This is a genomic window from Streptomyces spiralis (assembly GCF_014654675.1).
Taxonomy (GTDB): domain Bacteria; phylum Actinomycetota; class Actinomycetes; order Streptomycetales; family Streptomycetaceae; genus Streptomyces; species Streptomyces spiralis.
Map to the genome: position 1 here is coordinate 12,074 of NZ_BNBC01000018.1, position 17,624 is coordinate 29,697.

The following is a 17,624-nucleotide window of genomic DNA, read 5'->3' on the forward strand; positions in this document are numbered from 1 at the left end:
TGCTGACCTGCGCTTTCTCCGCCCCTGAGAGTGACTCCGGCATCGGTTGTCAGTGGTCGCCGCTAGCCTTCTCGACGTGCCCGCCCGTATCACCGATCCCGAGCAGCTCAAGGAGCTCCTCGGGATTCCGTTCACCCCGGAGCAGACGGCCTGCATCACCGCGCCGCCCGCCCCGCAGGTGATCGTGGCCGGAGCCGGGTCCGGGAAGACGACCGTGATGGCGGCCCGCGTGGTGTGGCTGGTCGGCACCGGCCAGGTCGCCCCCGAACAGGTCCTCGGCCTGACCTTCACCAACAAGGCTGCCGGCGAGCTCGCCGAGCGCGTCCGCAAGGCCCTGATCAAGGCGGGCGTCACCGACCCCGATGTCATCGACCCGGACAACCCACCGGGCGAGCCGGTGATCTCCACCTACCACGCCTTCGCCGGGCGCCTGCTGACCGACCACGGCCTGCGCATCGGGCTCGAACCCACCACCCGCCTGCTCGCCGACGCCACCCGCTACCAGCTCGCCGCGCGCGTGCTGCGGGAGGCACCGGGCCCGTTCCCGGCGCTGACCCGTTCCTTCCCCGACCTCGTCAGCGACCTCCTCGCCCTCGACGCCGAGCTCGCCGAACACCTGGTGACCCCCGAGGACCTGCGCACCTGGGACAGCGGGCTGCTGCGCACCCTCGAAGGCGCCAAGCTGTCCAACGCCGACCTGCGCAAGGTCCCCGACACCGCCGCCGCCCGCCGCGAGCTGGCCGGGCTGGTGCTCCGCTACCGGGCCGCCAAGCGCGAGCGGGACCTGCTCGACTTCGGCGACCAGATCGCCCTCGCGGCACGCCTCGCCCAGCTCCCGGAGGTCGGCCGCATCCTGCGCGAGGACTTCCGGGTGGTCCTCCTGGACGAGTACCAGGACACCTCGGTCGCCCAGCGCATCCTGCTGGCCGGCCTCTTCGGCGGCGGCACGGGCCACCCCGTGACCGCCGTGGGCGACCCCTGCCAGGCCATCTACGGCTGGCGCGGCGCCTCCGTCGCCAACCTCGACGACTTCCCCGAGCACTTCGCGCACGCCGACGGCTCTACCGCCACCCGCCAGGCGCTCAGCGAGAACCGCCGCAGCGGCGGCCGCCTGCTCGACCTCGCCAACGGCCTCGCCGCGCCCCTGCGCGCCATGCACGCGGGCGTGGAAGCCCTGCGCCCCGCCCCCGGGGCCGAGCGCGACGGGCTGGTGCGGTGTGCGCTGCTGCGCACCCACGCCGAGGAGATCGAATGGGTCGCCGACTCCATCGCCCACCTCGTACGGACGGGGAAGGCACCCGGTGAGATCGCCGTCCTGTGCCGTACGGCGACCGACTTCGCCGAGATCCAGGGCGCCCTGGTCGCCCGGGACGTCCCGGTCGAGGTGGTCGGTCTGTCCGGGCTGCTGCACCTGCCCGAGGTCGCCGACCTCGTCGCCGTCTGCGAGGTCCTTCAGGACCCCGGTGCCAACGCCTCCCTGGTGCGGCTGCTGACCGGCCCGCGCTGGCGGATCGGCCCACGCGACCTCGCGCTCCTGGGACGCCGGGCCAGGCTGCTCGTGGCGCACGCGCGCGTGGGTGCCGACGACGATCCGGACCGTCGCCTCGCGGAGGCGGTCGAGGGCGTGGACCCGGCCGAGGTGATCTCGCTCGCCGACGCCCTGGACACCTTCCTGGAGACGCCCCTGAACGGCGCACCCGGCCGAGGAGACGACGACGGGCTGCCGTTCTCGCCGGAGGCGCGCGTGCGGTTCGCCCGGCTCGCCGCCGAACTGCGCGACCTGCGCCGCTCGCTGTCCGACCCGCTCATGGACGTCCTGCACCGGGTCCTGGCCGTCACCGGCCTGGAGGTCGAGCTGTCCGCATCGCCGCACGCCCTGGCCGCCCGCCGCCGCGAGACCCTGTCGAACTTCCTGGACGTCGCCGCCTCCTTCGCCGCCAACGAGAGCCAGGCGACCCTGCTCGCCTTCCTCGCGTTCCTGCGCACCGCCGCCCAGTACGAGAAGGGTCTGGACAACGCGCTGCCCGGCGGCGAGAACACCGTCAAGGTGCTCACCGCGCACAAGTCCAAGGGCCTGGAGTGGGACGTCGTCGCCGTCCCCGGCCTGGTCACCGGGACCTTCCCCAGCGCCCAGGGCCGCGAGAAGTGGACCAGCCAGGGCAAGGTCCTGCCGCACACCCTGCGCGGCGACGCCGCCACCCTCCCCGACGTCGACAGCTGGGACGCGCGCGGCCTGAAGGCCTTCCACGAGGCCATGAAGGACCACCAGCACACCGAGGAGCTTCGCCTCGGCTACGTCACCTTCACCCGCCCCCGCTCCCTGCTGCTCGGCTCGGGCCACTGGTGGGGGCCGAGCCAGAAGAAGCCCCGCGGCCCCTCCGAGTTCCTCCAGGCCCTGTACGACCACTGCGCCGCCGGGCACGGCGAGATCGAGGCCTGGGCGGAGGAGCCCGAGGAGGGCGAGGAGAACCCGGCCCTGCGGCAGGCCGGCGCCGACCAGGTCTGGCCGCTGCCCCTGGACGAGGCCGCCCTGACCCGCCGCCGCGCCGCAGCCGCGACCGTCCTGGCCCACCTGGACGACCTCGCCACGCGCGCGGACGGCCACCAGCCGGCCGTGCACGACCCGGAGTCCCACGACGACCCGGACTGGCCCCCGCCCCCGGAGGACGACGAACCGCCCTACGGCGATGAACCGCCCCACGACGAGGACGCCCCTTCCGAGGACGACCCGGGCGACTGGGACTCCTGGAGCAGCGACCGCCCCGCGGCCCCGCGCCGGCCCACGGTCCCGCACCAGGCGACGGCAGCGGACCGGCAAGCCGCCGCCCCGCCGGGCCCCGCCGCACCGGACCGGCAGGCCGCAGCGCCGGACCGGCATGCGCCCGCACCGCACGCCGCCCCACCGGAGCCCGCCCCCGCACCCGAGCCGCTCACCCCCGAGGAGACCCGCCTCGTCGCCTCCTGGGACCGTGACCTCGACGCGCTCACCGGGGAGCTCCGGCGCGCCCGGCAGGGCGTCACCGACGTACCCCTGCCGACGACGCTGACCGCCTCGCAGCTGCTGCGTCTGGCCGCCGACCCGGACGGGTTCGCGCGGGAGCTCGCGCGCCCCATGCCGAGGCCCCCGCAACCCGCCGCGCGTCGCGGCACCCGCTTCCACGCCTGGGTCGAGACCCGCTTCGAAGAGCTCACGCTGCCCATGCTGGAGCCCGAGGAGCTGCCCGGCTCCGACGCCGAGATCGCCGACGAACGCGATCTGGAGGCCCTCAAGGAGGCCTTCGAGCGCACCGAGTACGCGCACCGCACGCCCCACCGCGTCGAGGCCCCCTTCCAGCTGGAGATCGCCGGCCGTGTCGTCCGCGGGCGGATCGACGCTGTCTACAAGGAGGGCGAGGGCGAGGAGGCGACGTACGAGATCGTGGACTGGAAGACCGGCCGGGGGCGCACCGCCGACCCGCTCCAGCTCGCCGTGTACCGGCTGGCCTGGGCGGAGCGGCACGGCGTCCCCCTGGAGCGGGTCGGCGCCGCGTTCCTGTACGTGCGCACCGGCGAGGTCGTACGACCGGACGGCCTGCCGGACCGGGCCGCTCTGGAGCGGCTGCTCATGGAGGAACCGCAGGGCGAGCCACAGTGTGACGAACCGCCCGAACAGGATGTCATCGCGTGCCGATAGGCTCGGGAGCATGAGCCAGACCCCGGACAGCGCCGTCCGCACGTACATCGAGCAGCACCGCACCGCCTTCCTCGACGACCTCGTCGAGTGGCTGCGCATCCCCTCCGTGTCGGCCCAGCCCGACCACGCGCCCGACGTACGCGACAGCGCCGACTGGCTCGCCACCAAGCTCAAGGAGACCGGCTTCACCACCGCCGAGGTCTGGCAGACCGAGGGCGCCCCCGCCGTCTTCGCCGAGTGGCCCTCCGACGACCCCGACGCCCCGACGGTCCTGGTCTACGGGCACCACGACGTCCAGCCCGCCGCCCGTGAGGACGGCTGGGACAGCGAGCCCTTCGAGCCGGTCGTCCGCGGAAACCGCCTCTACGCGCGCGGGGCGGCCGACGACAAGGGGCAGGTGTTCTTCCACACACTCGGTGTCCGCGCCCACCTCGCCGCCACCGGCCGCACCACCCCGGCCGTGCACCTCAAGCTGCTGATCGAGGGCGAGGAGGAGTCCGGCTCCCCGCACTTCCGGGCGCTGGTCGAGCGCCACGCCGGCCGGCTCGCCGCCGACGCGGTGATCGTCTCGGACACCGGCATGTGGTCCGAGGACACCCCCACGGTGTGCACCGGGATGCGCGGCCTCGCCGAGTGCGAGATCCGGCTGTCCGGCCCCGACCAGGACATCCACTCCGGCTCGTTCGGTGGCGCCGTGCCCAACCCGGCGACCGCGGCCGCCCGCCTGGTCGCCGCCCTGCACGACGAGCACGCGCGCGTGGCCGTCCCCGGCTTCTACGACGGCATCGTGGAGCTCACCGAGCGCGAGCGTGAGCTCTTCGCCGAACTGCCCTTCGACGAGGACCAGTGGCTGCGCACCGCCAAGTCCCACGCCGCCCACGGTGAAGCGGGCTACTCCACCCTGGAGCGCGTCTGGGCCCGCCCCACCGCCGAGGTGAACGGCATCGGCGGCGGCTACCAGGGCCCCGGCAGCAAGACGATCATCCCGTCCACCGCGATGGTGAAGCTGTCGTTCCGCCTGGTCGCGGGTCAGGACCCCGACCACATCGAGAAGGCCGTCCGCGCCTGGGTCGACGAGCACGTGCCCGACGGGATCCGGCACCAGACCGTGTTCGGCGCGGCCACGCGCCCCTGCCTGACCCCGCTGGAGCATCCGGCGCTGCGGTCCGTGGCCCGCTCCATGGGCCGTGCCTTCGGCACCCCGGTCCGCTTCACCCGCGAGGGCGGCTCCGGACCGGCCGCCGACCTCCAGGAGGTCCTCGACGCACCCGTCCTCTTCCTCGGCATCTCCGTCCCGTCCGACGGCTGGCACGCCCCGAACGAGAAGGTCGAGCTCGACCTCCTCCTCAAGGGCGTCGAGACCAGCGCATACCTGTGGGGCGATCTCGCCGAGCACTGGCGCGATGCGCCCTGACCGGCGGCCGCCGTCCGGGCCACCCTCCGGCGCGGGGCACACTGGAGAGGCCGCCCTGCACCTCCAGGCACCGCCGGACCCGGTCGCCTCCCGCCGTACGTCCCGCTGAACCGTCGCCGAAACCACCGTTCCACCGGGGGAGTTGGAAGCACTCGTGACCACCTGGACCGACCACACCGCCGACCGACCCATCTCGCTCACCGCACCGAGCGGCATCGACCGGGCCGCCCACCACCGGCTCGACGAGGCCTGGCTCGCCGCGGCATGGAGCCACCCCACCACCCGCTGCTTCGTGGTCTCCGGCGGCCAGGTGCTCATCGACGAGACGCCCGACGGCCGTACCGAACTCGTCATGACCCCGTCCTTCGAAGCCCCCCTCACCGAGGCACACCGCTACTTCCTCGGCACCGACGAGGAGGGCGTGAGCTACTTCGCGCTCCAGAAGGACTCCCTGCCCGGCCGCATGGACCAGTCCGCCCGTCCGGCGGGCCTGCGCGAGGCCGGACTGCTGCTTCCGCCCCGCGACGCGGGCCTGATGGTGCACGCGGTGGCCCTGGAGAACTGGCAGCGACTGCACCGCTTCTGCTCCCGCTGCGGCGAGCGCACCGTGATCGCCGCAGCCGGCCACATCCGCCGCTGCCCCGCCTGCGGCGCCGAGCACTACCCGCGCACCGACCCGGCGGTGATCATGGCCGTCACCGACGACGAGGACCGCATCCTCCTCGGCCGCCAGGTGCACTGGCCCGAGGGCCGCTTCTCCACGCTCGCGGGTTTCGTCGAGCCCGGCGAGTCCATCGAGCAGTCGGTGCGCCGCGAGGTCCACGAGGAGGTCGGCATCGCCGTCGGCCAGGTCGAGTACGTCGCCAGCCAGCCCTGGCCGTTCCCCTCCAGCCTCATGCTGGGCTTCATGGCCCGTGCCACCTCCATCGAGATCAACGTCGACGGTGACGAGATCCACGAGGCCCGCTGGTTCTCCCGCGAGGAGCTGACCGCCGCCTTCGACTCCGGCGAGGTCCTGCCCCCGTACGGCATCTCCATCGCCGCCCGGCTGATCGAACTCTGGTACGGCAAGCCCCTGCCCACCAGGAGCGTCGTCTGAGGGACCACGACGAAGGCGGCCCCCGAGAATCTCGGGGGCCGCCTTGTCACCTGGTCCGGGGCGCCGGACTCAGACGCCGATCTTCTGCTTCACCTGCGCCAGGGACGGGTTCGTCAGCGTCGATCCGTCGGCGAAGAGCACGGTCGGGACCGTCTGGTTGCCGCCGTTAGCCTTCTCGACGAAGGCCGCGGACTCCGGGTCCTGCTCGATGTTGATCTCGGTGTACCCAATGCCCTCGCGGTCCAGCTGGCTCTTCAGCCGGCGGCAGTAGCCGCACCACGTGGTGCTGTACATCGTCACAGTGCCCGGCATGTCTCGCGCTCCTTCGGCGGTCGGGACGTCATGGTCGCAGAGAGGGAACGTACGGCACGGGCACGGCATTCCCACCGGGGGTATGGGGCCCGGCCGCGTGACGCCAGTCGCATTGGTACGACCGGAAGGGCCCACCTGTGGACAACGGGCTCACCCGTCTCCCACGACCTGGCAGCATGGCCATGTGACAGCAGCAACGCACTCCACCCTCTTCCCGCACGTACCGGACTCTGCCGACGCGGTGCTCGAAGGGCTCGACCCCGAGCAGCGCGAGGTCGCCACCGCGCTGCACGGTCCGGTGTGCGTGCTGGCCGGCGCCGGCACGGGCAAGACCCGCGCGATCACCCACCGCATCGCGTACGGGGTGCGGGCCGGGATCCTCCAGCCCTCCAGCGTGCTCGCCGTCACCTTCACCAACCGCGCCGCCGGCGAGATGCGGGGCCGGCTGCGTCAGCTCGGCGCACACGGTGTCCAGGCCCGCACCTTCCACTCGGCCGCCCTGCGCCAGTTGCAGTACTTCTGGCCGAAAGCCGTCGGTGGCGGCATGCCCCGGCTCGTGGACCGCAAGATCCAGCTCGTCGCGGACGCGGCTGCCGCCTGCCGTGTCCGCCTGGACCGGGGCGAGCTGCGGGACGTCTCGGCGGAGATCGAATGGTCCAAGGTCACCCAGACCGTCCCGGCCGACTACGCCCTCGCAGCCGCGAAGGCCGGCCGCGAGGCCCCCCGCGACCCGGCCGAGATCGCCCAGCTCTACTCCGTCTACGAGGACCTCAAGCGGGACCGCTCGCTCATCGACTTCGAGGACGTCCTGCTGCTGACCGTCGCCATCCTGCAGGACCGGCGCGACATCGCAGAACAGGTCCGCGCGCAGTACCAGCACTTCGTCGTGGACGAGTACCAGGACGTCAGCCCGCTGCAGCAGCGCCTGCTGGAGCTGTGGCTGGGCGACCGGGACAGCCTGTGCGTCGTGGGCGACGCCAGCCAGACCATCTACTCGTTCACTGGCGCAACCCCCGACCACCTTCTCGACTTCCGTGTCCGCCACCCCGGCGCCACCGTGGTCAAGCTGGTCCGCGACTACCGCTCCACTCCGCAGGTGGTCCACCTGGCCAACGGACTGCTCGCCCAGGCCCGCGGCCGTGCCGCCGACCACCGGCTGGAACTGGTCTCCCAGCGGGCCGCCGGACCGGAGCCCGAATTCGCCGAGTACACCGACGAGCCCGCCGAAGCGGAGGGCGCGGCCCGCCGCATCCGGGACCTCGTCGCCTCCGGGGTCCCGGCGAGCGAGATCGCGGTCCTGTTCCGGACGAACTCCCAGTCCGAGACCTATGAGCAGGCCCTCGCCGACGTCGGCGTGCCCTATCAGCTGCGGGGCGCCGAGCGCTTCTTCGACCGCCCCGAGGTGCGCAAGGCCGGTGTCGCCCTGCGCGGCGCCGCCCGTTTCGGGTCCAACGACTCCCTGCTCGACGAGGCCGTGGACCTGCCGTCGCAGGTGCGTGCCGTCCTCTCCGGCGAGGGCTGGACCCCGCAGCCCCCGGCCGGTTCGGGCGCCGTCAGGGAGCGCTGGGAGTCGCTGGCCGCCCTGGTGAACCTGGCGCAGGACTTCGCCGCCGCCCACCCTGGCGCCACCCTCGCCGATCTCGTCGCCGAACTCGACGAGCGGGCGAACGCCCAGCACGCTCCCACCGTGCAGGGCGTCACCCTGGCCTCCCTGCACTCCGCCAAGGGGCTGGAGTGGGACGTCGTCTTCCTCGTCGGCGTCTCCGAGGGAATGGTCCCGATCAGCTACGCCAGAACCGACGAGCAGGTCGAGGAGGAGCGGCGCCTGCTCTACGTCGGCGTCACCCGCGCCCGCGAGCGGCTGCACGTCTCCTGGTCGCTGTGCCGCTCGCCCGGCGGCCGTCCCAACCGCCGCCCCAGCCGCTTCCTCGACGGACTGCGTCCCGGGTCCGCCGCCGCGGCCGGCCGTGCCACGATCGGCGCAACCGGCGGCATCGAGCGCGGAGTCGCGGTGTCCGGGAGGACCGCGGGGGCGCCGGAGGCGGTGCCGCGGCGCGTCCAGCGGTCCCCGGCCCGGTGCCGAGTCTGCGGCCGCACGCTGACCGACGCCGGCGAGATGAAGCTGATGCGCTGCGACGACTGCCCCTCCGACATGGACGAGGGCCTCTACGAGCGGCTGCGCGAGTGGCGGGCGGAACAGGCGCGGCGCACCGGGCAGCCCGCGTTCTGCGTCTTCACCGACAGAACCCTGATGGCGATCGCGGAGGCGGTCCCGGACGACGAGCGGGAGCTCGCGCGCATCCCCGGGGTCGGCATGCGCAAGCTGCGCCGTCACGGGGCCGATGTTCTCGCCATCTGCGCAGGCCAGCCGTGTGCGACCGAAGAGGCTGAGGACTGATACGAACTCGTCGAAAAAATAGTTTGCGCACGCCCCGTCAATCCCCATAGGTTCTTGGTCACGGGAACAGCGGTCTTCCTGAGGCCCTGATTCCGTGTTGTACTTGCACATCCGAACGGACTGGCACCCCAGTCCCCTAGACGCCGAGAGGAGGCGAGTCCAGTGATCAGCATCAAGAGCAGCTTCTTCAGCACCGCCAAAATGACCGATCGCTCGGTCGCCTCCCTGTGCATGCTCGGCGTCTCGGACCAGGGCACCGGTCTGTCCGGCATTCGTGCCGTGCGTCCGGCCTCCCCTGTGTCTCTCGCGGGTCTTCCCATCCGTGAGCGCAATGAGCGACCGACCAAGGCACTGGAAGCAGTAGCGGCACAGGCGCAGGCCTATGCCTTTACGGCGGCCGGTGCCGGAGTCCGGAAGCAGACGACGCAGCACCACCTGATGTGGGCCTTCCGTGGGCCGAAACCCTGGAGTGATCCAGCCTGATCGCCGATCAGGCCGGCGCCTTCAGGGCCGCGGAACCCCACCCGGGATCCGCGGCCCTTCTGTTTTCCCCGAACGGGGACGGCGGACCGAAGGGGCCTCGGGACAAGAAAAGAACCCGGTACCCAGCCGACACCCGGCCGACCGGCCGGACCGACCAGACGAGGAAGACGAACCGTGCAACTCGAAGCGCACGCCCCGTCCGTACCGCCTTCCGACACGATCCCCAAGCCCGGTCTCACGGAGGACCCCACCTTGATCCCGCTCACCGCGCTCACCGCGCTCGACGACGCCATCGAGAACCTCGGCGTACCCGTCCCGTGCCGCTCCTACGACCCGGAGGTCTTCTTCGCCGAGTCGCCGGCGGACGTGGAGTACGCCAAGTCCCTCTGCCGTACCTGCCCGCTGATGGAGGCCTGCCTCGCCGGCGCCAAGGAGCGGCGTGAGCCCTGGGGCGTCTGGGGTGGCGAGCTGTTCGTCCAGGGTGTTGTCGTCGCCCGGAAGCGGCCGCGTGGCCGCCCGCGCAAGAACCCGGTCACCGCATGAACACCGCAGGAACGATCGACCGCCCCCTCACGCACGACCCCCAGAAGCAGGCCCCGATGAAGCCGTCCACCAGCGAGCCCGCAGGCTCCGCGACCGAAGACGTCACCACCACCGGCGCGAACGACTCGCGTCAGAACAGGACCCGAGAGATGCAACTCATCCCCGAAGCCATGGCTCGTGCGCATATGCACGAACGACTGCGGGAGGCGGAGCAGGAACGCCAGGCCATGCGTCTGGTGGCTGCCCGCCGGATGCAGCGCCGCGCCGAGCGTGCCTCGCTGCGCGCCCGCCGTGCGCTCGCCATGGCGGTCATGCACTGACCGCCCACACCGCCTGGCGGTGGCCTCCCGGCCGGGAGGTGAACTCTCCCGCGGGGGCAGGTCCGTTGAGATGCGGACCTGCCCCCGCGGTGCGTTGCACGCGCCGTTCCAGGGCGGCGGAGGTATCGTCGCCGGGTGACGAGTCTTCCCGGAGAACCCGGCCGCGGCGGCCCCACCGCGCAGCGCCCGCCCGTGGTCTGCACGCGCTGCGCCACCCCGGCCGAGGACCTTCCCCCCACGTGGACCTGCTCCGTGGAGAACGGCGTCCGCTGCTACTTCTGCGACGCCTGCTCCCGGGAGAACCTCCGTTCCATCGAGAGCCGGCTCGACTCGGCCTGGTGGTGAACCCGCCGGACTCCCGGCTCGGCCCTCCTCGATCGTGCCTCCGCGCCTCGCTCAGGCCTCGACGGCGGACTCCTCGTCCTCGGAGTCCAGGACATCGTCGGAGTCCAGGACGTCCTCGGGCTCCAGGACGAAGCCCGGCAGCCACTCCTCCAGTTCCTCCCTCAGCCGCACCGTCGACCCCAGCTGACACAGCACCCCGATGGTGCTGAGCGTCACACGGTGTATCAACAGGTACGCCGGGGGCAGGTTGAGTCGCTTGCCCAGCTGGTAGGCGGGGGAGCGGGGGTCGGCGATGCGGGCCGCCTGGTTGCGCATCCAGCTCCGGGTGAAGGTGAACTCCTCCACCTGGGCCGGTTCGATGATCGGCAGCAGGTAGTCGAGGACCGCGTCCGGGTCGAGCTCGATCGACTCCTTCACGAAGCCTTCCTCGCAGAGGAGCTCGTAGACCGCCTCGGCCTGTCCGTCCAGGGTCATCCGCAGGGACTCCCCGATCGGCGTGGGCAGACCGCCGGGCAGCCGGTCGACGGTGCCGAAGTCCAGCACGCCCAGACGCCAGTCGTCCTCGCCCTCGGGCCCGCCGGGCAGCAGACGGAAGTTGCCCGGATGCGGATCGGCGTGCAGCAGACCGGTGCGGACCGGGCCGGAGAACAGGAAGCGGGCCAGCAGCTGGCCGGCCCGGTCGCGCTGCTCACGGGAGCCGTCCGCGATCACCTCCGACAGCGGGATGCCGTCGATCCACTCGGTGACGAGCACCTGGTCGCGCTGATGGATGACGGCCGGGACGACCACGTCGGGATCCCCCGCGAACTCCTCCGCGTGAGCCTGCTGGGCCTGCGCCTCCAGACCGTAGTCCAGCTCCTCGGAGACACGGTCCTTCAGCTCGGAGATCAGGGGCTTGATGTCCATGCCCGGGATCAGCGGCCCCAGCAGGCGCGCGAACCGGCTCAGTTGCCCCAGATCGGACAGCAGGGCCTCGCCGGCGCCCGGGTACTGCACCTTGACCGCCACCTCCCGGCCGTCGTGCCACACCGCCCGGTGCACCTGCCCGATCGAGGCCGCCGCGGACGGCTTGTCCTCGAACTCCTCGAACAGCTCACGCCAGTCCGCGCCGAGCCGCTCCTCCAGCACGGCGTGCACGGTGCGGGTCGGCATCGGCGGAGCGGCCTCCTGGAGCTTGGTCAGCGCCGCCCGGTAGGGGCCGGCGACCTCCTCGGGCAGCGCGGACTCGAAGACGGACAGCGCCTGCCCGAACTTCATCGCCCCGCCCTTGAGCTCGCCGAGCACCTTGAACAGCTGCTCGGCCGTGCGTTGCTGCAGCTCCCGGCCGACGAGCTCCGCGGACTCACCGACGATCCGTTTGCCGAGTCCCCAGGTCGCCCTCCCGGCGAAGCCGAGCGGGAGCGCGGCGAGCTTGGCGGTCCGGGTGACCGCCTTCCGGGGAAGATCAGACATGCGCCCTCCAAGTCCCAGCAAGCCGCGCCGCGTCTGCCCGTCGGCAGGGCGTCGATGACGGCCGTTGCCCAGCCATTGTCTCGCGTGACGCACCTTCGTTTGAGGTGTCCTCCGCCACGGGTTTCCGCCCGGCTCCGCACGGACAGTCCGGATGCGGCCACACCGGCCGTGCGCGCCAGTTCAGACCGGGCGCGGACACCTCCCAGCGGACACCCACGCCGGAGGGCGACTCCCCGTCCAGGAAGGCGAGCGCCTGGGCCGCCGCCAGCCCGGCGACCGTCGTGGCGAGGGCCAGGTCACAGGGGCGCACATGGCGCCGCCTGCCGGACCGCCACTGGGCCACCAGGCGCGGCCATGTCTCGTCCCGGTCCGTACGGCCCCGGTGCAGGCACTCGGCGCAGCCCGTCTGACCGGGCAGGACGAGAGGCCCCACGACGCCCGTGGCCTCCACGACACCGGCGTACAGATGAGGGGTGCCCGATGTGATCAGCGCGGCCGCCGCGACCGGGTCGGGCGCGTGCACGGTGAGGTCGTCCCGCGGGGCGAGGATCACCAGCGAGTGGCCCGGCTCGCCGTCCCCGTAGGACTCGTATGACTCATGCGACTCACGGGTCTCATGGGACACGTGGGACTCGTGCGGCGCCCCGGGGCCGCGGCGTGCCGGACGGTCCGGGGCCGCCCGGCGCACGGCCCGGCGGGCCGCGGCGGTCCTGCGCTCCCCGACGGCCTCGACGGGCAGCCCGCCCGGGGCGACGTCCCACGGCTCGACGCATCCCCCGTCGAGCACGTCGACCTCACCGATGCCCGCGCCGGATAGCAGGGCCGCCAGGACCGCACCCACCCGGCCTGCCCCGCGCACCTGTACGCGCAGATCACGCCGGGCGGCCAGCCGGTCGATCGCCTCGCCCGGTTCCCGCGCCACCAGGGACAGGGAGGCCAGATCCGGCCGCAGCCGGTCCAAGACCTCCTTCTTCTCCCGCAGCGCGCGGGCCGCCGCGCCCCCGCCGCGGGCGTCGTCCAGGAGCCCGGCGCGGGCCAGCCGGGTCACGAGCCGGTCGACATGGCCCTCCGGCAGGTCCATGCGGCGCCCCTCCTCCCGCAGCAGGGGCAGGCCGCGTGTGCCGTTGAGCAGCTCGAGGAAACTGCCCGTCGCCGTGTCGACCGGGCCGAGTGTCAGCGCGTGCGCGGGAGTCATCCCGAACTGCACGGTGTTGAGATCGCGCCAGCCGCGCCGGAGCGCGGGCTTCACCATCGGATGCATGTGCGGCCCCCGTAGCCGAAGAAACCCAAGGAAACAGCGTGGACAGCAGCCCGGGGAGAGGGTCCGGTGCGTTCCCCGGGCGCCGGTGGAGCCGGTCATCGCTCCGCCGACGAGTGCCAGCATGCCCGGCCCGGCCGGCCGGCGCGGAAAGTTGTCCACAGGCAGGGGATATTCGTCGTACGAATCAGACGCTCGGTGGGGGATCGGTGCGGAACCGTCCGGGACCCGGGACTTCCGCCGCGTACACCCGGTAACGTCGGGGCGTGTCCGCCGACCCACTGCACCGTGCCGGAGCGCCACAGCGCAGCAAGACGAGCCCGCCGCCGAGCGGCTCGGCGGCGAGCGCGATCGAGGTCCGCCGGAGCACCCGTCGCCGCAGGACGGTCTCCGCGTACCGCGAGGGCGATCGCACCATCGTGCTCATCCCGGCCCGGATGTCCGAGGCGGAGGAGCGGCGCTGGGTGAACGTCATGCTCGACAAGCTGGCGGCCCAGGAGAGCCGGCGTTCGCTCGGTGACAGTGAGCTGGCCGAGCGGGCCGAGCGGCTGTCCGCCCAGTACTTCGACGGCCGGGCACGGCCGGCCTCGGTCCGCTGGGTCACCAACCAGAACACGCGCTGGGGATCGTGCACCCCGGCGGAGGGCAGCATCCGGCTCTCGCACCGTCTGCAGGGCATGCCCGAGTACGTCGTCGACTACGTCCTCCTGCACGAGCTGGCCCATCTGCTCGTCCCCGGCCACGGTCCCGACTTCTGGCGGCTCCTCGAGGCCTATCCGCGCACCGAGCGGGCCCGGGGCTATCTCGAAGGGGTGGTCGCCGCGGGTCGGCTGCCGCATCTGCCGGCCGCGCGCGGCGAGTGACCGCCCGCCCTCGGCGGGGGAGCAGCCCACCGGCGATCCGAACGGCGGCCCACGAGGCGGCAGGGAGGGGCGAGACCGGAGAGGCGGCCGACCGGTCCGCGTACGGCACAGGCGGGCGGGGATTGTGTACCGGGTCTGTACCGGCTTGGTCCGGTGTCGGAGTTTGCCGTTAGCCTGGCGCGACGCACTCGTATTCGGGATGGGGGACGGTCGTTACGCATGCCCAGGGAATTCCAACGCGGCCACAAGGCCAGGATCAGTGACCTGACCGCGGGCACGGATCTGTACGTAGGCGTCCAGATCTCCGGCCCCGGACTGACCTTCGACATCAGCTGCTTCGGCCTCGACGCCGACGAACGGCTGTCGGACGACCGGTACTTCGTCTTCTTCAACCAGCCGAAGTCCCCCGAGGAGGCCATTCAGCTGCTGGGCGCGCAGGCGGGCGACACGGAGTCCTTCAGGGTCACGCTCGACCGGATCCCGGCGCAGATCCAGAAGCTGTCGTTCACGGCGACCGTCGACGGCGCGGGGCAGATGTCGCAGATCGGCCCCGGATACCTGCGCATCGTGGCGGGCGGCGAGGAAGTGGCCCGGTACGCGTTCAGCGGCTCGGAGTTCTCCACCGAACGCGCCGTGATGCTGGGCGACATCTACCTCAAGGACGTGTGGCGGTTCGCCGCCGTCGGACAGGGATTCGACGGCGGTCTGGAAGCGCTGCTGAAGAACTTCGGCGGCGAGGTCCTGGAGGAGGAGGCTCCCGCTCCGGCACCGGCCCCGCAGCAGCCGCAGACGGGCGGCGCTCCGGGCTTCGCCCCGCCCGCCCAGACCTCCCCGCCACCGGCCTTCGGTGCCCCCGCCGGACCCGCCGCGCCCGTGGCCCCGGCGCCCGCACCCGCCCCTGCGCCCGCCCCGGCCCCCGCGCCGCAGCCCGCCGCGCAAGGCTTCGCTCCGCCCCCGGGGGCCACCCCGCCGCCCTCGCCCTCGGTGCACGCCGCGCCCACCATCGTGGCGCCCATGGCCCCGCCGGGCGGCACCGTCCCGCCCCCGTCCCCGGCCCCCGCACCCTACGGCCGGCCGGGCCAGCAGCCGCCGTACGGCCACCAGGCCGGCGCCCCGAGCGCGCCCCCGCCGCCCGGCTACGCCCAGCCCCAGGCGCCGCAGGCCCCCGCCCCGCCTCCTGGATACGGCCAGCCCACGCCGCCTCCCGGATACGGTCAGCCCACCCCGCCCCCGGGCTACGGCCCGCAGCCGTACGGACAGGTTCCCGGCCAGGGCGCGCCCGCGCCGTACGGAGTCCCGCAGGGCGCTCCCCAGGGCACCGGAGTGGCCGCCGCGCTGCACCAGTTCAAGGAGACGCCCACCGGCCAGCGCTGGACACCGCAGAGCAGCAAGCTGATCCGGGTCGATCTCGGCATGGGAGGCCAGCCCGTGCTGGCCCGCCAGGGCAGCATGGTGCTCTACCAGGGCAAGGTCGACTTCAGCTACAAGGGCGCGGGCTTCGCCGGCCGCATCGTGGGCAACGCCACCGGCCAGGAGATGCAGCTGATGCGCTGCACGGGCCAGGGCCAGGTGTTCCTCGCGGAGAACTCCACGCATCTGCACCCCGTGGAACTGCAGGGCGACGCGATCTGCGTCTCCGCGGAGAACGTCCTCGCCTTCGACGAGGGCCTCCAGTACGAGGTCCGCCGCATCGAGGGACACGGCATCCCCGGAGGCGCCCTGTTCACGATGCAGTTCCAGGGCACCGGCACCATCGTCGTCAAGACGTACGGCACGCCCGTGGTGCTGCCGGTGACGCCCACGACGTTCGTCGACTCCAACGCCGTCGTCGCCTGGTCCGCCGCCGCGCAGGTGATCGTCTCCAGCCAGGTGCGCATGCGCCGCAACGCCTACCCGGGCCACACCGGAGAGGGCGTCAACCTGCAGTTCCGGGCCGCACCCGGCAACTTCGTCGTCGTCCAGCCCTACGAGGTCTAGAGGGAGCCCGTCATGAACCAGCCGCTCGCGGGCTACGCCCCCGCACCCGTCACCGCCCGCATGGAGAACCACGGCAACCACATGCTGAAGGTCGCCATGCAGACCGGGAACGACCTCCTCGCGCGCGTGGGATCCATGGTCGCCTACGAAGGCTTCATCCAGTACGAGCCCAACCCGCCGGCTGTGCGGCAGATCGCCCGCGACTGGATCACCGGCGAGGGCGCGCCCCTGATGAAGTGCTCCGGCGACGGCCTGCTCTACCTCGCCGACTACGGCGCCAACGTCGTCGTCATCAATCTGGGCGGCGACGCGATCTCGGTGAACGCCACCAACCTGCTGGCCTTCGACGCGAACCTCCAGTGGGGCGTCGAGCGGGTCAAGGGCCTGGCGAAGTTCGCCGGGCAGGGCCTGTGGAACACGAAGATCTCCGGACAGGGCTGGGTCGCGCTCACCTCCCGGGGCAAGCCGATCGTCGTCGACTGCGGCAGCGGCGAGGACGAGACCTACGTCGACCCGGACGCGCTCGTCGCCTGGTCCCCGAACCTGAAGGTGAAGGGCAAGCGCAGTTTCAAGGCGCAGTCCCTGATCGGCCGCGGCAGCGGCGAGGCGTACCAGATGGCCTTCTCCGGCCAGGGCATCGTCGTCGTGCAGCCCAGCGAGGACAGCACCGACCGCCTCCGGATCCGGGGCTGAGGGGGAGACAGAACACCATGCAGAGCCCGCTTTTCGCGTTCAACGACGCCCAGACCCAGGAGCGCTGGAGCCTGCAGAACAAGCAGATGCTGCGCGTCACCATGGAGGGCCACGACGACATCCTGGCCCGCAAGGGCACCATGGTCGCCTACCAGGGTCTGGTCGAGTTCGACGCCGAGTACCAGAGCAGCAACCAGGCCTATGCGCGTGCGCGTACCGGGGAGGGCCTGGACCTCATGCGCTGCCACGGGCAGGGCACGGTCTACCTGGCCAACCTCTCCCAGTACGTCCACGTCATGGACATCGAGCAGGACGGCCTGACGGTCGACAGCAGCTATGTGCTGGCGATGGACTCCTCGCTGCACCACGAGGTCATCGCCGTCGACAGCATGTACGGCATCTCCGGCTCCGGGAAGTACCAGCTGAACATCACCGGCCGCGGCAAGGTCGCCCTGATGACCTCCGGCGCTCCGTTGATGATGCAGGTGACGCCCGACAAGTACGTCAACTGCGACGCCGACGCGATCGTGGCCTGGTCCACCGGTCTGCGGGTGCAGATGCAGGCCCAGACGCACTCCTCCGGGGTGTGGCGGCGGCGCGGCAACACCGGCGAGGGCTGGGAGCTCAGCTTCATGGGCAGCGGCTACGCGCTCGTCCAGCCCAGCGAGCTGCTGCCGCCGCAGAACGCGGTGATCGGGCAGGGCATCGCCGCGCAGTTCGGCATGGGCCAGCAGGGCGCGCGGGGACAGAACCAGGGCAACGTCTGGAGCTGAGCCGAGGCGCCTGGAGCCAGA

At 72.4% G+C, this 17,624-nt stretch carries 15 protein-coding genes; 12 read left to right on the forward strand and 3 right to left on the reverse strand.

The features are described 5' to 3' along the window. Positions 1-76 precede the first annotated feature (76 nt). From IE318_RS19595 to nudC, 3 genes are all read left to right on the forward strand, one after another. Complete coding sequence (locus IE318_RS19595; protein WP_189902124.1) at positions 77-3,673, forward strand: ATP-dependent helicase; 3,597 nt, start codon at positions 77-79, stop codon at positions 3,671-3,673. Between the two features lie 10 nt (positions 3,674-3,683). After that, positions 3,684-5,087, forward strand: coding sequence for a dipeptidase (locus IE318_RS19600; protein WP_189902126.1), 1,404 nt, complete (start codon positions 3,684-3,686; stop codon positions 5,085-5,087). 154 nt (positions 5,088-5,241) lie between these two features. Next, a complete protein-coding gene (nudC, locus tag IE318_RS19605; RefSeq protein ID WP_030183328.1) occupies positions 5,242-6,186 on the forward strand; it encodes an NAD(+) diphosphatase in 945 nt (314 codons plus the stop codon). A gap of 69 nt (positions 6,187-6,255) precedes the next feature. On the opposite strand, the gene IE318_RS19610 is transcribed toward nudC, so the two are convergent. After that, complete coding sequence (locus IE318_RS19610) at positions 6,256-6,498, reverse strand: mycoredoxin (RefSeq protein WP_030183332.1); 243 nt, start codon at positions 6,496-6,498, stop codon at positions 6,256-6,258. A gap of 82 nt (positions 6,499-6,580) precedes the next feature. Between IE318_RS19610 and IE318_RS19615 the strand changes: the two genes are divergently transcribed. The 5 genes from IE318_RS19615 (at position 6,581) to IE318_RS19635 (ending at position 10,587) form a co-directional block, all read left to right on the forward strand. Continuing rightward, on the forward strand, positions 6,581-8,896 hold the full coding sequence (locus IE318_RS19615) for an ATP-dependent DNA helicase UvrD2 (protein ID WP_308438581.1): 2,316 nt from the start codon (positions 6,581-6,583) through the stop codon (positions 8,894-8,896). A gap of 162 nt (positions 8,897-9,058) precedes the next feature. Next, a complete protein-coding gene (locus IE318_RS19620) occupies positions 9,059-9,379 on the forward strand; it encodes a hypothetical protein (protein ID WP_030183339.1) in 321 nt (106 codons plus the stop codon). A 174-nt stretch (positions 9,380-9,553) separates the two neighbouring features. After that, on the forward strand, positions 9,554-9,922 hold the full coding sequence (locus IE318_RS19625) for a WhiB family transcriptional regulator (protein ID WP_030183342.1): 369 nt from the start codon (positions 9,554-9,556) through the stop codon (positions 9,920-9,922). Next, positions 9,919-10,242, forward strand: coding sequence for a putative WhiB-interacting protein (locus tag IE318_RS19630; RefSeq protein WP_030183344.1), 324 nt, complete (start codon positions 9,919-9,921; stop codon positions 10,240-10,242). The genes IE318_RS19625 and IE318_RS19630 overlap by 4 nt, the downstream gene beginning before the upstream one ends. A gap of 135 nt (positions 10,243-10,377) precedes the next feature. Next, positions 10,378-10,587 carry a hypothetical protein gene (locus IE318_RS19635; RefSeq protein ID WP_189902130.1) on the forward strand — a complete coding sequence of 70 codons (210 nt, stop codon included), beginning with the start codon at positions 10,378-10,380 and terminating at the stop codon, positions 10,585-10,587. Between the two features lie 51 nt (positions 10,588-10,638). On the opposite strand, the gene IE318_RS19640 is transcribed toward IE318_RS19635, so the two are convergent. Continuing rightward, complete coding sequence (locus IE318_RS19640; RefSeq protein ID WP_189902132.1) at positions 10,639-12,039, reverse strand: ABC1 kinase family protein; 1,401 nt, start codon at positions 12,037-12,039, stop codon at positions 10,639-10,641. Beyond that, positions 12,032-13,300: a TOMM precursor leader peptide-binding protein gene (locus IE318_RS19645; protein WP_189902134.1), complete on the reverse strand. Its 1,269-nt coding sequence runs from the start codon at positions 13,298-13,300 to the stop codon at positions 12,032-12,034. Before IE318_RS19645 ends, IE318_RS19640 begins: the two co-directional genes overlap by 8 nt. Before the next feature lie 263 nt (positions 13,301-13,563). On the opposite strand from IE318_RS19645, the gene IE318_RS19650 reads away from it, so the two are divergent. The 4 genes from IE318_RS19650 (at position 13,564) to IE318_RS19665 (ending at position 17,603) form a co-directional block, all read left to right on the forward strand. Further along, complete coding sequence (locus IE318_RS19650; RefSeq protein WP_189902136.1) at positions 13,564-14,160, forward strand: M48 metallopeptidase family protein; 597 nt, start codon at positions 13,564-13,566, stop codon at positions 14,158-14,160. Positions 14,161-14,379: 219 nt separating this feature from the next. After that, a complete protein-coding gene (locus tag IE318_RS19655) occupies positions 14,380-16,137 on the forward strand; it encodes a TerD family protein (RefSeq protein WP_189902139.1) in 1,758 nt (585 codons plus the stop codon). A 12-nt stretch (positions 16,138-16,149) separates the two neighbouring features. Then, positions 16,150-16,830 (forward strand): AIM24 family protein, encoded by a 681-nt coding sequence (locus IE318_RS19660; protein ID WP_189902142.1) that lies wholly within the window; start codon positions 16,150-16,152, stop codon positions 16,828-16,830. A 17-nt stretch (positions 16,831-16,847) separates the two neighbouring features. Next, positions 16,848-17,603, forward strand: a complete 756-nt coding sequence (locus IE318_RS19665; protein WP_189902144.1) for an AIM24 family protein — start codon at positions 16,848-16,850, stop codon at positions 17,601-17,603. Positions 17,604-17,624 lie beyond the last annotated feature (21 nt).

Coding starts and splice junctions, on each gene's coding strand:
- IE318_RS19600 (WP_189902126.1), top strand. CDS start 3,684: ATGAGCCAGACCCCGGACAGCGCCGTCCGCACGTACATCGAGCAGCAC.
- IE318_RS19610 (WP_030183332.1), bottom strand. CDS start 6,498: ATGCCGGGCACTGTGACGATGTACAGCACCACGTGGTGCGGCTACTGC.
- IE318_RS19615 (WP_308438581.1), top strand. CDS start 6,581: ATGGGGCCCGGCCGCGTGACGCCAGTCGCATTGGTACGACCGGAAGGG.
- IE318_RS19630 (WP_030183344.1), top strand. CDS start 9,919: ATGAACACCGCAGGAACGATCGACCGCCCCCTCACGCACGACCCCCAG.
- IE318_RS19640 (WP_189902132.1), bottom strand. CDS start 12,039: ATGTCTGATCTTCCCCGGAAGGCGGTCACCCGGACCGCCAAGCTCGCC.
- IE318_RS19645 (WP_189902134.1), bottom strand. CDS start 13,300: ATGCATCCGATGGTGAAGCCCGCGCTCCGGCGCGGCTGGCGCGATCTC.
- IE318_RS19655 (WP_189902139.1), top strand. CDS start 14,380: ATGCCCAGGGAATTCCAACGCGGCCACAAGGCCAGGATCAGTGACCTG.
- IE318_RS19660 (WP_189902142.1), top strand. CDS start 16,150: ATGAACCAGCCGCTCGCGGGCTACGCCCCCGCACCCGTCACCGCCCGC.
- IE318_RS19665 (WP_189902144.1), top strand. CDS start 16,848: ATGCAGAGCCCGCTTTTCGCGTTCAACGACGCCCAGACCCAGGAGCGC.